The sequence below is a fragment of the Palleronia salina genome, from assembly GCF_900141995.1.
Taxonomy (GTDB): domain Bacteria; phylum Pseudomonadota; class Alphaproteobacteria; order Rhodobacterales; family Rhodobacteraceae; genus Palleronia; species Palleronia salina.
Genome location: NZ_FQZA01000015.1, coordinates 17,880 through 31,148 on the forward strand (window position 1 = coordinate 17,880; position 13,269 = coordinate 31,148).

Below are 13,269 nucleotides of genomic sequence, written 5' to 3' on the forward strand. Positions count from 1 at the left end.
CCATCCCGCGGTCAGATGATCTCGGATCATCTGCAAGAGACGATCCCAGATCGTCTGGTTGAGATCATCCCGGATGATCTCAGCCCTGCAGGCTGCGCACCTCGATATCGCCCGCGACCCGGGCGCGCATGGCCTGCGCCGCCGCGTGGCACCCCGCCAGCGTGGTGAAATACGGAATGCGGTCCATCAGGGCCACGTTGCGCATGGAGCGGCTGTCCTCGACGGCCTGCGCGCCCTCGGTGGTGTTCATGACCAGCGCGATGTCGCCGTCCTTCATCACGTCGACGATGGTACGCCCGCCCTCGTAGACCTTGTTCACGGTCTTCGACGCGATTCCGTTCTCATCCAGGAACGAGGCGGTGCCGCGCGTGGCGACGATGGTCAGCCCGAGCTCCGTCAGGATGCGCGCGGTGTCGATCAATTGTCCGGTCTTGTCCGCGTCCTTGATCGACAGGAAGACCGCGCCTTCGGTCGGAAGATGCACGCCCGCGCCCATCTGCGCCTTGAGGAAGGCGGTGGGGAAGTCGCGGTCCCAGCCCATGACCTCGCCGGTCGAGCGCATCTCGGGCCCGAGCAGCGTGTCGACGCCGGGGAACCGCGCGAAGGGCAGCACCGACTCCTTGACCGAGAACCACGGCATCGCCGGATCGGCCAGCGTCAGCGGATCGGCGATGGGCACGGTCTCGCCCGGTTGCACGCCATCCGGATAGGGGTCGCGCATGGGGAAGCTCGCCAGCTTTTCACCGGCCATGAGCCGTGCCGCGATCGACGCGATGGCACTGTCGGTCGCCTTCGCCACGAAGGGCACCGTGCGCGACGCGCGCGGGTTGACCTCGAGCACGTAGATATCGTCGTCCTTGATCGCGAATTGAACATTCATCAGGCCGACAACGCCCAGTTTCAGGGCCATTGCCTTCGTCTGACGTTCCAATTCTGCAATCGTGTCGTCGCTCAGGGTGTAGGGCGGCAGAGAACAAGCGCTGTCGCCCGAATGCACGCCCGCCTCCTCGATATGCTGCATGACGCCGGCCACGTGCACATCGGTGCCGTCGCTCAGGCAGTCCACGTCGACTTCGACCGCGCCGCTCAGATAACTGTCCAGCAGGACCGGGTTCTTGCCCGACACGTCCACCGCGTCGCGGATGTAGCGCGCCAGGTGGGCGTCGTCGCGCACGATCTCCATCGCGCGGCCGCCAAGCACGTAGGAGGGGCGGATCACCAGCGGGTAGCCGACCTCGGCCGCCATCGCCATCGCCTCGTCGTCCGAACGGGCAAGGCCGTTCTTGGGCTGGCGCAGGCCCAATTCGTTCAGCATCGCCTGGAACCGCTCGCGGTCCTCGGCCAGGTCGATGGCGTCGGGCGAGGTGCCGAGGATGGGGATGTCAGCCTCCTGCAACGCGTTGGCCAGCTTGAGCGGCGTCTGGCCGCCGTATTGCACGATGACGCCCGCCAGCGTGCCGTTCGACTGCTCGACGCGCAGGATCTCCATCACGTGTTCCAGCGTCAGCGGCTCGAAATACAGCCGGTCGGAGGTGTCGTAGTCGGTGCTGACGGTCTCGGGGTTGCAGTTGATCATGATGGTCTCGAACCCGGCATCGGTCAGCGCGAAACAGGCGTGACAGCAGCAGTAGTCGAACTCGATCCCCTGTCCGATCCGGTTGGGGCCACCGCCGAGGATCACCACCTTCTTGGCGTCGGTCGGGCGGCTTTCGCATTCGACCTCGCCCATGACCGGGTGCTCGTAGGTGGAATACATGTAGGGCGTCTGCGCCTCGAACTCGGCCGCGCAGGTGTCGATCCGCTTGAAGACGGCGGTGACGCCAAGGTTGTGGCGGGCGCGGCGCACGTTGCCCTCGTCCCGGCCGGTCAGCTTGGCCAGCCGCGCGTCGGTGAAGCCCATCATCTTCAGGGCGCGCAGGCCGTCCTCGTCGGTCGGCAGCCCGCTGGAGCGCACGCGTTCCTCGGCGTCGATGATCTCGCGGATGCGGGCCAGGAACCACGGGTCGAACTTGGTCACGGCCTGGATCTCGTCGTCGCTCAGCCCCAGGCGCATGGCCTGGGCGATGACGCGGATGCGGTCGGGCGTCTGTTGGCTGAGCGCGGCGGTGATACTGGCGCGGTCGGGGGCGCCGTCGATGGCGATCTCGTCGAGGCCGGTCAGCCCCGACTCCATCGAGGCCAGCGCCTTTTGCAGCGACTCGTGGAAGCTCCGGCCGATGGCCATGGCCTCGCCCACCGACTTCATGGCGGTGGTCAGGTCCGGGGTGGCGCCCGGGAACTTCTCGAAGGCGAATTTCGGGATCTTGGTGACGACGTAGTCGATCGACGGCTCGAACGACGCTGGCGTCACGCCCGTGATGTCGTTGTCGAGCTCGTCGAGCGTGTACCCCACGGCGAGCTTGGCCGCGATCTTGGCGATGGGGAAGCCGGTGGCCTTCGACGCCAGCGCCGACGAGCGCGAGACGCGGGGGTTCATCTCGATCACCACCATGCGGCCGTCCTCGGGGTTCACGGCCCATTGAACGTTCGACCCGCCGGTTTCGACCCCGATCTCGCGCAGCACGGCGATGCTGGCCGAGCGCATGATCTGGTATTCCTTGTCGGTGAGCGTCAGCGCGGGGGCCACGGTGATCGAGTCGCCGGTATGCACCCCCATCGGGTCCACATTCTCGATGGCGCAGACGATGATGGCGTTGTCGGCGCGGTCACGCACGACTTCCATCTCGTATTCCTTCCAGCCCAGCAGGCTCTCGTCGATCAGGATCTGGCTGACGGGCGAGGCGTCGAGCCCGCCCTTGCAGATGCGCACGTAGTCGTCGCGGTTATAGGCCACGCCGCCGCCGGTGCCGCCCAGCGTGTAGGCGGGGCGGATGATGGCGGGCAGGCCCACATGCTCGAGCGCGGCCATGCACTCGTCCATGTTCGACGCGATGGTGGCCGCGGGGTTTTCCAGGCCGATCCGCTCCATCGCCTCGCGGAACAGCTTGCGGTCCTCGGCCATCTCGATAGCCTCGCGCCGGGCGCCGATCATCTCGACCCCGTGTTCGGCCAGCACGCCCATCTCTTCCAGCTTCAGCGCGGTGTTCAGGCCGGTCTGGCCACCCATGGTGGGCAGCAGGGCGTCGGGCTTTTCCTTGGCGATGATCTTGGCCACGATCTCGGGCGTGATCGGCTCGATATAGGTGGCGTCGGCCAGGCCCGGGTCGGTCATGATCGTCGCCGGGTTCGAGTTCACCAAGATGACGCGATAGCCTTCCTCGCGCAGCGCCTTGCAGGCTTGCGCGCCGGAATAGTCGAATTCGCAGGCCTGTCCGATGATGATCGGTCCCGCCCCGATGATCATGATGGACTGGATGTCGGTTCTTTTCGGCATGGCTGTCCCCTGGCGCGTGTCGCGGTCGGGGCAGATCCCGGCGCGCAAATCGTCCGGGGTTATAGTCGCGGGGCCGTTACGTGCAAGGTCAAAGGACGGCCGACCCCGAGCGTGGCGCGGAGCGCCGCGCGGCCGGGCGCACGACGCAGCCCAGCGCGAAGAGCGCCATGATCGCGGCACCCAGAACCGGCAGGGCCCGCAAGAGCGGTTCTGCCAGCGGTTCGATGCGGAGCAGACCGACCGTCAGCGGTACGAACAGCCCGAGCACCGGCAGCGCGCCCCAGCGCGGCATGAGCGCAGGCGCAAAGGCCAGCGCCGCAAGGAAGTGATAACCCCAAGCCAGCGGAGACACGAGCGACACGCCGGCGATCATCGCGGGCCAGATCAGGACGTCTTCCTTCCGACGGCGGAACCCCAGCGCCGAGACCGCCAGCACCGCCAGAAGCGCCATCTGGCTGAGCAGGGACCAGAGCGGGGTCTTTTCGGCGATGCCGGTGGCGCCGAGGCTCGTGTCTAAGCCCGTCGTGCCGAGTTTCGGGATCGCGTGACCCAGCCCAAGGACCTGCGCGATGGCCGAATCCAGCGAGAAGTTCAGCGGCAAGGCGATGACCGTGTTCGACACCGCCGCGACCTGCGCCAGGAAATTCGCGTGCAGCGCCGGTCCGCCCAGCATGATCGACAGGCCGCCAAGCGCGCCGCCGGTGATGGCGAAGCTCAGCAGCGCGCGCCAGTCGCCCCGCGCCACGAAGGCCACCGCGAAAACGGCCGGCGTCAGTTTCAGCGCGGCGGCCAGGGCCAGCGCGGCGCCGGCGCTGGCTTGCCGGCCGGCGCCCAGCCGTTCGATCGCGAGGACCGTCAGGAAGGCCACCCATATCTGGGGCTGCCCCACCGACACCGCCACGGCCCCGGCGAAGGTCAGGTGGATGATGCCAACGCCCGCCGCCAGGAACACGGGCAGCGGCACGACCCGGCCGGTGGCCCGCCAGGCCAGCCAGACCGTCGCGCCGATCATGGCCACGTGGACCCCGTGCTGGATCGTGGAGAACGCGGCGAAAGACATCGCCTGCGTGATTGGCGCCAGCAAGACGGCCCAGAGCGGGGGATAGAGGTAGGGAAAGACCGGCCCCGAATATCCCGCGGCCAGGGCCATGTCGGCCCATTCGGGATCCGGGCGCAGCGTGAACACCGCGCCATCCGCGTAGACCAACTGCGGCGCCCCCTCGGCAACGGCGGTCGCGGCAAGCCAGAGCGCCAGCAGGTCCTCGCCGGTCGGCGGCATCATGAGGGCCGACACGCACAACCATGCCACCCCGGCGAGCAGGACGAGATGAATCGCGGTGTGCGTGCCGTCCGCCATGATGCGCCTCCCTGTAGATGAGGATGGCGGATGGCGGTGGCGACAGAATGGCGGCGCGCGGCCCCGATTGGGGCCATTTCGCGGACAATCGTCAGCCGGTGTAGAGATAGTCGCGCGTGATCGGCACGGCGTCCTTCCGGTGGGCCAGCTGCGCCTGGAAGACGACCTGCTGCCCGTGCACGAAGGTCAGTTCGGACGCGATCAGGTAATAGCGCCACATCCGGCAGAACCGCTCGTCGTAAAGCGACTTCGCCTTGTCCATGCCTGCCACGAAGCGCTGATCCCAGTGATTGAGCGTTTTCGCGTAGTGATAGCGCCAGACCTCGAGATCGGTCAGCTCAAGCCGCTGACGCTCGAACGCGGATGACATCTCGGACAGGGCGGGGACATAGCCACCCGGGAAGATGTACTTCGCGATGAAGGGCGACGTGGCGCCGGGCGGGCTGGTCCGTCCGATGGTGTGGATCAGGGCCACGCCATCGGGCCGCAGCATCTGGTTCACGTGGCGGAAATACTCGTCGTAATGGGGCACGCCCACATGTTCGAACATGCCCACCGACACGATCCGGTCGAAGCTCCGGTCCAGCGTGCGGTAATCGCGCAGCTCGAACGTCACACGGTCGTCCAACCCGTCCTCGGCCGCGCGGCGGGTGGCATAGGCGTGCTGTTCCTCGGACAGGGTCACACCGTGGACCCGCGCGCCGAACTCGCGCGCGAGGGTCAGCGCCATGCCGCCCCAGCCGCAGCCGATGTCGAGGATCTCCATCCCGGGTTCGATCAGCAGCTTGGCGGCGATGTGGCGTTTCTTCTGAAGCTGGGCCTGTTCGAGCGTATCGGACGGGTCGCGGAAATAGGCACAGCTGTATTGCCGGTCGTCGTCCAGGAAGATGTCGTATAGATCGGACGAAAGATCATAGTGGTGTGCCACGTTCTTGCGCGCACGGTCCATGGGGTTCCATTGCCCCAGGCTGCGCGAGTGGCGGCGCAGTCGGTTGTGCAGGTCGAGCACGCGCGACCGGTTGCCTTGTGCGAAGTTGCGCAGGGTCATGTCCAGCAGGCCGCGGATGTCGTCGTTCTCGATCACCAGCCCGCCATCCATGTAGCCCTCGCCAAGGCCCAGGTCGGGGTTCAGTACCAGGCGGCGGGGCAGGGTGGGATCGGTCAGGGTCACCGCGATCTCGGGGGCGCCCGATCCGGCGGTGAAACGCCGGCCCCCCGGCAGCGTCACGCGCAGCGTGCCGTCATGAAAGATCTCACGAACCGTCCGTTCAAGCAGCGTTTCCCACATGCCCTCGTCCCGTTAATCCACCGTTCACCAAGGGAAAAATCTGCGACAATCTGTCCGGGCGTCAACCCCCCGCTCGGGGATCGGGGGTTCGCTGTCCCTTGACTTCCGCCCGGGGGGCAGGTGTATCGCGCGCAGTTTCACCAAGACAGTCTTCCCGGGGGACACCTCATGCACGCCTATCGCAGCCACACCTGCGCCGATCTCGACAAAAGCCACGTGGGCACCGAAGCCCGGCTTGCCGGCTGGGTGCACCGCGTGCGCGACCATGGCGGCGTGCTGTTCATCGACCTGCGCGACCACTACGGCATCACCCAGGTGATCTGCGATCCGGACTCGGCCGCGTTCGCCGAGATGGAGAAGGTCCGCGCCGAGTGGTGCATCCGCATCGACGGCAGCGTGAAGGCCCGCGACGCCGCGCTGGTGAACCCCAAGATCCCCACGGGCGAGATCGAGGTCTATGCCCGCGGGATCGAGATCCTGGGCCGCGCGGGCGAGTTGCCGCTGCCGGTCTTCGGCGAGCAGGACTACCCCGAGGAGACGCGCCTGAAATACCGTTTCCTCGACCTGCGGCGTCAGGGGCTGCACGACAACATGGTGCTGCGCTCGGACGTGGTGCGCGACCTGCGTGAACGGATGTGGGGGCAGGGCTTCAACGAGTACCAGACGCCGATCATCACCGCGTCCAGCCCCGAGGGGGCGCGCGACTTCCTCGTGCCCTCGCGCTTGCATCCGGGCAAGTTCTACGCGCTGCCGCAGGCGCCGCAGCAGTTCAAGCAGCTGATCATGGTGTCGGGCTTCGACAAGTATTTCCAGATCGCGCCCTGCTTCCGCGACGAGGACCCGCGCGCCGACCGCTCGCCCACCGATTTCTACCAGCTCGACATGGAGATGAGCTTCGTCGAGCAGGAGGACGTGTTCGCCACGATCGAGCCGGTGATCCGCGGCTGTTTCGAGCGGTTCGGCGGTGGCCGCAAGGTCGACGAGGCCTTCCCGCGCATCAGCTTCCGCGACGCGGCGCTGTGGTACGGCACCGACAAGCCCGACCTGCGCAACCCGATCAAGATGCAGGTGGTCAGCGACCATTTCCGCGGCTCGGGCTTCGCCATCTTCGCCAAGCTGCTCGAGAACGAGGGCACCGAGATCCGCGCCATCCCCGCGCCGGGCGGCGGGTCGCGCAAGTTCTGCGATCGCATGAACAAGTTCGCGCAGGAGCAGGGCCTGCCGGGCATGGGCTATATCTTCTGGCGCGACGGCAGCGACGGCATGGAAGCCGCCGGTCCGCTGGCCAAGAACATCGGACCCGAGCGGACCGAGGCCATCCGCCAGCAGCTGGGCCTCGGCACCGGGGACGCGGCGTTCTTCCTGGGCGGCAAGCCGTCCGAGTTCGAAGGTGTCGCGGGTCGCGCGCGCACCGTGATCGGCGACGAACTGGGGCTGACCGACACGGACCGTTTCGCGTTCTGCTGGATCGTCGATTTCCCTATGTACGAGCGGGACGACGAGGGCAAGATCGACTTCAGCCACAACCCGTTCTCGATGCCGCAGGGCGGGATGGACGCGCTGGATGGCGACCCGCTCGAGGTCATGGGCTACCAGTACGACCTGGCCTGCAACGGCTACGAACTGGTGTCGGGCGCCATCCGGAACCACCGCCCCGAGATCATGTTCAAGGCCTTCGAGATCGCGGGCTACGACGAATCCGAGGTGCGCAATCGCTTCGGCGGCATGGTCAACGCGTTCCAGTACGGCGCGCCGCCCCACGGGGGCTGTGCCGCCGGGATCGACCGCATGGTCATGCTGCTGGCGGACGAGCAGAACATCCGCGAGGTCATCATGTTCCCGATGAACCAGCAGGCGCAGGACCTGATGATGGGCGCCCCGTCCGAGCCGACGGCGGCCCAGCTGCGGGAACTGCGGCTGCGGGTGCTGCCGCCCGAGAGCTGATGGGACCGCTCGCGGGCTGGCGACCGCCGCAGTTGCCGTCCCGCGTGGCGCTGGACGGTCGCTATGTCCGGCTCGAGCCCTTCGCGCCGGGCCACGAGAGCGGGCTGTTCGACGCCTTTGCCGAGGACGCGGGCGGCGCCATGTGGCAGTATCTGCCGGTCGGGCCATTCGCATCCGTGGACGACTACCTGCCGTGGTTCGACGCCGCCCGCACCACCCATGATCCGCTGCATTTCGCCGTGCGGGGCGAGGACGGGCGGCTGGGCGGGTCGCTTTCGCTGCTGCGGATCGATCCGTGTGCGGGCAGCGTCGAGACCGGCTGGCTGACCTTCGCACCACGTCTGCAACGCACCCGCGCGGCCAGCGAGGCGGTGATCCTGCTGGCGCGCTGGGCGTTCGGCGCCGGGTATCGCCGGTTCGAGTGGAAATGCAACGCCGCCAACATGGCGTCGCGGCGCGCGGCGCAGCGATTCGGGTTCGGCTTCGAAGGTGTGTTTCGGCAGGCGGGCGTCGTAAAGGGCGCGAACCGCGATACTGCATGGTTCGCGATCACAGATGGCGACGCGGCCACGCTCGACAAGGCGTGGTCCACCTGGCTCGATCCCGCGAATTTCGACGCGGACGGACGGCAGAAGCAGCGGTTCTCGGACCTGACGCGGCCGTGTCTCGCGGCCATCGATCCCGCGCTGGGCTAGGCTGTTCGGCGACCTTGGGGGCCGCCAGCAGACCGTCCGTCCCCGCGTTGCGGCGATCAGGTGTAGAGCAGAACCGTCCCCGCCAGCGACAAGGTGATCGAAAAGGCGCCAAGCGCCAGCACGGCCCGGTCCAGGAACGGGGTCTCGTGCTCCAGCCGCAGAACGCGGTCCACAAGTCGGTCCATCATGGCGTGCTCCTTCCCATTGCGGGGCGCTGTCGGGGCGGATCCCGGCAGCGTGCTGTATCGCGTGCGATTGCGGCGGCAGAGTGCCTTCAATCGTGAAGTTTCGCGGCGCGCGTGCGTCCGCGCGACGGATCCTTTGCTTGCCTCAGACGGCGATGGCGCCCCGGGCCAGCCGGCTCTGGACGAGACCGGCCAGATGCGCGAGCGATCCACGATGGCCACGGCCGTCAGTCACGTCCTCGCGCAGCGCGGTCACGGCCGCGTCCAGCGCCCCGTCTTCGAGGTTGCGCGCCAGGTTCGCGCCGAAATTGATGGCATAAAGCAAATCCTCGGGCCCTTGAGGCGAGTCGAGCAGATCGAGGATCAGCGCATAGTCGTCGCCCAGCGCGCCCGCATCGGCATGGACCACCTCGTCGCTCAGGGGGCGCGGCCTCCGCGGCTGCGCCTCGGTCGGAAGATGGGCGAGGATCTTGCTTTGAAACCCTGCGACCGAGCCGAAGGGCTTCGAGATAAAGCCGTTCGCCCCGGCGTTCAACGCCGCCTCTTCGAGCGCGGGATCACCCGAGAGGGCCAGCAGCACTGGCACACGGGGCACCGCGTCGTCCAACTGTCGGATCAGGTCCAGACCCGAGCCGTCGGGCAGACCCAGATCCACCAGGATGACCGACGGGCGGTATGTCGACAGGTGCCGCGCCGCCGCGCGCAGGCTGTCGGCCCGGCGGATGCGCGCGCCGCCGCGCAGGCACATGAGGCGAATGGTCTCGCCCGCGAAGCGACTGTCTTCGACCACCAGCACCGTCTGCCCCAGCAGCGGCCGTTCGGCCGTCGGGCGCCTAGGATACAGGAAATCGTCGAGAATGTCGGTCATGGCGGCTCTCCGAATCTGGTGTCTCCAGTAGGGACCGACGATCCTAAAGTAGGGTTAACACCACCGCGCCGCGACCACGGCGCGGCTTGCGTGCCCTGCGCCTCGGGCCTATCTCGGGTCCCGGACACCAGAAGGACAAGGACAGACAGCGTGATCGGACGCCTGAACCACATCGCCATCGCCGTGCCCGACCTCGAGGCCGCGTCGGCGCAATACCGCGACATGCTGGGCGCCGAGGTGGGCGCGCCGCAGGACGAACCCGACCACGGGGTCACGGTCGTGTTCATCACGCTGCCCAACACCAAGGTCGAGCTGCTCTATCCGCTGGGCGAGGGCTCGCCCATCGCCGGGTTTCTCGACAAGAACCCGTCCGGCGGCATCCACCACATGTGCTATGAGGTCGATGATATCCTCGCCGCCCGCGACCGCCTGGTCGATCAGGGCGCCCGCATCCTCGGCAATGGCGAGCCCAAGATCGGTGCCCACGGAAAGCCGGTCCTGTTCCTGCATCCCAAGGATTTCAACGGCTGCCTGATCGAGCTGGAGGAAACATGAGCATCACCTCGGCCATCGTGCTTTTCGCTGTGATCTGGTTCATGGTGCTGTTCATCCTGCTGCCCGTGGGCCTGCGCACGCAGGGCGACGAGGGCGAGATCGTGCCGGGCACCCACGCGGGCAGCCCCGCGCGCACCGACATGTGGCGCAAGGCGCGCACGGTGACCTGGGTGTCGGCGATCCTGTGGGCGCTGATCGCCGGCTTCATCCTGTTCTCGGGCTACGGCGTGCGCGACATCGACTGGTTCAACCGAATGGATCCGGTTTCGGAAGCCGGTGAAACAGATGGGTGAAGGTGGCCGCGCCCAACACCGGCACCACTAGGCCCAGCAGGGGCACCACCAGCGGGACCGCCATCAGGCAACCCGCGATCCAGATGCGCATGCCGTGCCGGCGCCGCATCCGCCGCGCGCCCTTCGGCCCCAGCCGCCGCGCCGCGATCAGCTGGAAATACTCGCGCCCGAGCAGGAAGCCGTTCAGCCCGAAGAAGATCAGCGGCGCGAAGGGCGGCACCATCAGGTAGAGCGCAAAGGCCGCGATATTGGCCCCCGCGATCACGCCCAGGAATTTCAGCGAATCGCTCAGCCCCCGCCCGAAGGACAGCCGCGGTGCCGGGGGCAGGGCGGGGTAGTGCCGCGCCTCGACCGCGTCGGTCACGTCGTCCAGGAACAGCGACGTGAAGGCCGAGGCCACCGGCACCATCAGGAAGGTCGACAGGAACAGCAGCACGGGCACCGACGACCAGGAAACCGCGTCGTCCACCCAGCTTATGTCGCCCACGAAGGGCAGGGACAGCGTGTCGGGTATGAGCCAGCCCAGCCCCCACACGACCAGGCCAATGAAACCGGCCAGCAGCGCCAGCGTCAGCCCCACGCCCTTCAGCAGCGTTCCGCGAAAGGCCGGGTCGCCCATCTGGCCGATGGCCCGGGACGCGTCGCCGATGACGGTCATGCGCCCAGCCAGCTGACTTTCGCCGCGAGGTCGGGGCGGGGCCGCTCGGGCGGGGCCGAGGTCTCGGTGCCGATATGGATAAGCCCGGCGATCCATTCGCCCTCGGCCAGGTCCAGACCCTGCCGCGCGAAGTCCGCGTCATGCGAGGCCCATCCGCTCAGCCAATTGGCCCCCCAGCCTGCCGCCAGCGCCGCGTTCAGCAGTTGCAGGCAGACGGCGCCGGCGGAAAGGGTCTGTTCCACCTGCGGGATCTTGGGGCTTTCCACCGGGCTCGCGATCACCGCGACGGCCAGGTCTGCGTCGGCGTATTGCGCCGTTTGCTTGGCGATGTCCTCGGGCTGGCGCGACAGGCGCTCTCCACAGGCGGGGATCAGCCCCGCCAGCCGGTCCAGCGCGGCGCGCTCCAGCACGACCAGGCGCCACGGTTCCAGCTTGCCGTGGTCCGGCGTGCGCAGCGCGGCGCGCAGGATCGGCTCAAGCTGGTCGCGATCCGGCACCGGCCGGCCGAGGGTCTTGGCGGGCCGCGACCGGCGGCTCAGAAGGAAATCCAGCGCGACGGGGTTGGGATCGGGCATCGTGGCTCCTTGAGGGGTAGGCAGGCGTTTTCCATGTCGGCGCGGCGCGCCGGGCCGTCAAGGGCGGACGCCGAACCACAGGGTCATACGCCTCAATCGCCCAGCGCGCGCCAGCCGATATCGCTGCGAAAGAAGCCCTCGGGCCAATCCACCGCCTCGCACATGGCATAGGCGCGCGAGCGGGCCTGCAACAGGTCGTCGCCCCGTGCCGTCACCGACAGGACCCGCCCACCATTGGCGACAAGCTGCCCGTCCACGAGCGCGGTGCCGGCGTGAAACACCATCTGGGACGAGGTGCCGGTCAGCGCCTCGAGCCCGCGGATGGCGCTGCCCTTCTCATAGCGGCCGGGATAGCCTTCGGCGGCCATCACCACGGTCAGGGCGTGGTCGTCGGCCCAGTTCACCCGCGCCTCCGCCAACCGGCCCTCGGCGCAGGCGAGCATCAGGTCCAGCGCCTGCGCCCCCAGCCGCATCATCAGCACCTGGCATTCCGGATCGCCGAACCGGGCGTTGAATTCCACGAGCCGGGGCTGCCCGTCCTCGATCATCAGGCCCACGTAAAGCACGCCGGAATAGGGCGTGCCGCGGCGGGCGAGCTCGGCCACCACGGGGCGCACGATCCGCGCCAGCGCGGCCTCGGTCACCGCATCGGTCATCACGGGGGCGGGGGAATAGGCGCCCATGCCGCCGGTATTGGGGCCGGTATCGCCGTCGCCCACGCGCTTGTGGTCCTGCGCGGTCCCGATGGGCAGCACGTCCTCGCCGTCGACCAGCACGAAGAACGATGCCTCTTCGCCGGCCATGAACTCCTCGATCACCACGGACGCGCCCGCCGCGCCGAAGGCGCCACCCAGCATGTCGTCGATGGCCGCGTGCGCCTGGGCCACGGTCTCGGCCACCACGACGCCCTTGCCCGCCGCCAGGCCGTCGGCCTTGACCACGATGGGTGCGCCGGTGGCCTCGACATGGGCGCGCGCGGCCGCGGCGTCCTCGAACCGCGCCCAGCCGGCCGTGGGGGCCCCGGCGGCGTCGCAGATCTCCTTGGTGAAGGTCTTCGAGGTCTCCAGCATCGCCGCGGCGCGGTTCGGCCCAAACACGAGGAGACCCGCGTCCCGCAACCGGTCGGCCACCCCGGCGGCAAGCGGCGCCTCGGGGCCGATGATGACCAGGTCCACCGCGTTCTCGCCCGCGAACTGCGCCACGGCGGCGCCGTCCTCGATATCCAGCCGCGCGGTCTCGGCGATGCCCGCGATGCCGGCATTGCCGGGCGCCACGATCAGCCGGTCGCAGCGCGGGTTCTGCAGCGCGGCCCAGGCCAGGGCATGTTCGCGCCCGCCGCCGCCCAGGATCAGGATGTTCATCGCGTGGCCCCCTTGTCCGGTCGCGCAACCGCATACAACCGCGCCTGCCGGATGGGAAGTGCGCCGGCCCCCGGCTTCATCTTTCCACAAATACCTCAGGTGCCCGGCCCATCGCGG

General features: G+C 68.2%; 12 protein-coding genes. 4 read left to right on the plus strand and 8 right to left on the minus strand.

The window, feature by feature from the left end:
• Positions 1–79 precede the first annotated feature (79 nt).
• The 3 genes from carB to BUB76_RS15700 form a co-directional block, all read right to left on the minus strand.
• Positions 80–3,373: a carbamoyl-phosphate synthase large subunit gene (carB, locus tag BUB76_RS15690; protein WP_073129842.1), complete on the minus strand. Its 3,294-nt coding sequence runs from the start codon at positions 3,371–3,373 to the stop codon at positions 80–82.
• Positions 3,374–3,461: 88 nt separating this feature from the next.
• Positions 3,462–4,730 (minus strand): glycosyltransferase family 87 protein, encoded by a 1,269-nt coding sequence (locus tag BUB76_RS15695; protein ID WP_073129845.1) that lies wholly within the window; start codon positions 4,728–4,730, stop codon positions 3,462–3,464.
• A gap of 91 nt (positions 4,731–4,821) precedes the next feature.
• On the minus strand, positions 4,822–6,018 hold the full coding sequence (locus tag BUB76_RS15700) for an SAM-dependent methyltransferase (RefSeq protein ID WP_073129848.1): 1,197 nt from the start codon (positions 6,016–6,018) through the stop codon (positions 4,822–4,824).
• Between the two features lie 168 nt (positions 6,019–6,186).
• Here BUB76_RS15700 and aspS point away from each other — a divergent pair, with 168 nt between their 5' ends.
• Together aspS and BUB76_RS15710 are read left to right on the plus strand one after the other, a co-directional pair.
• Entirely contained in the window at positions 6,187–7,962 is a 1,776-nt protein-coding gene (aspS, locus tag BUB76_RS15705) for an aspartate--tRNA ligase (RefSeq protein WP_073129850.1), read from the plus strand.
• The gene (locus tag BUB76_RS15710) at positions 7,962–8,657 is read left to right on the plus strand and encodes a GNAT family N-acetyltransferase (protein WP_073129852.1); all 696 of its coding nucleotides are present in this window, start codon (positions 7,962–7,964) and stop codon (positions 8,655–8,657) included. The genes aspS and BUB76_RS15710 overlap by 1 nt, the downstream gene beginning before the upstream one ends.
• Before the next feature lie 56 nt (positions 8,658–8,713).
• On the opposite strand, the gene BUB76_RS18280 is transcribed toward BUB76_RS15710, so the two are convergent.
• A complete protein-coding gene (locus BUB76_RS18280) occupies positions 8,714–8,845 on the minus strand; it encodes a hypothetical protein (protein WP_269085828.1) in 132 nt (43 codons plus the stop codon).
• Between the two features lie 142 nt (positions 8,846–8,987).
• Positions 8,988–9,710 (minus strand): response regulator, encoded by a 723-nt coding sequence (locus BUB76_RS15715; protein ID WP_073129854.1) that lies wholly within the window; start codon positions 9,708–9,710, stop codon positions 8,988–8,990.
• Positions 9,711–9,860: 150 nt separating this feature from the next.
• Here BUB76_RS15715 and mce point away from each other — a divergent pair, with 150 nt between their 5' ends.
• Together mce and BUB76_RS15725 are read left to right on the plus strand one after the other, a co-directional pair.
• Positions 9,861–10,265: a methylmalonyl-CoA epimerase gene (gene mce / locus BUB76_RS15720; RefSeq protein ID WP_073129857.1), complete on the plus strand. Its 405-nt coding sequence runs from the start codon at positions 9,861–9,863 to the stop codon at positions 10,263–10,265.
• Positions 10,262–10,558: a DUF1467 family protein gene (locus BUB76_RS15725; RefSeq protein WP_073129859.1), complete on the plus strand. Its 297-nt coding sequence runs from the start codon at positions 10,262–10,264 to the stop codon at positions 10,556–10,558. Before mce ends, BUB76_RS15725 begins: the two co-directional genes overlap by 4 nt.
• On the opposite strand, the gene BUB76_RS15730 is transcribed toward BUB76_RS15725, so the two are convergent.
• From BUB76_RS15730 to purD, 3 genes are all read right to left on the minus strand, one after another.
• Complete coding sequence (locus BUB76_RS15730; protein WP_073129862.1) at positions 10,512–11,216, minus strand: EI24 domain-containing protein; 705 nt, start codon at positions 11,214–11,216, stop codon at positions 10,512–10,514. The two genes, BUB76_RS15725 and BUB76_RS15730, sit on opposite strands and share 47 nt — an antisense overlap.
• Positions 11,213–11,791, minus strand: a complete 579-nt coding sequence (locus BUB76_RS15735) for a nitroreductase family protein (protein WP_073129864.1) — start codon at positions 11,789–11,791, stop codon at positions 11,213–11,215. Before BUB76_RS15735 ends, BUB76_RS15730 begins: the two co-directional genes overlap by 4 nt.
• 92 nt (positions 11,792–11,883) lie before the next feature.
• Positions 11,884–13,152, minus strand: a complete 1,269-nt coding sequence (gene purD, locus BUB76_RS15740; protein WP_073129866.1) for a phosphoribosylamine--glycine ligase — start codon at positions 13,150–13,152, stop codon at positions 11,884–11,886.
• Between the last annotated feature and the right edge of the window lie 117 nt (positions 13,153–13,269).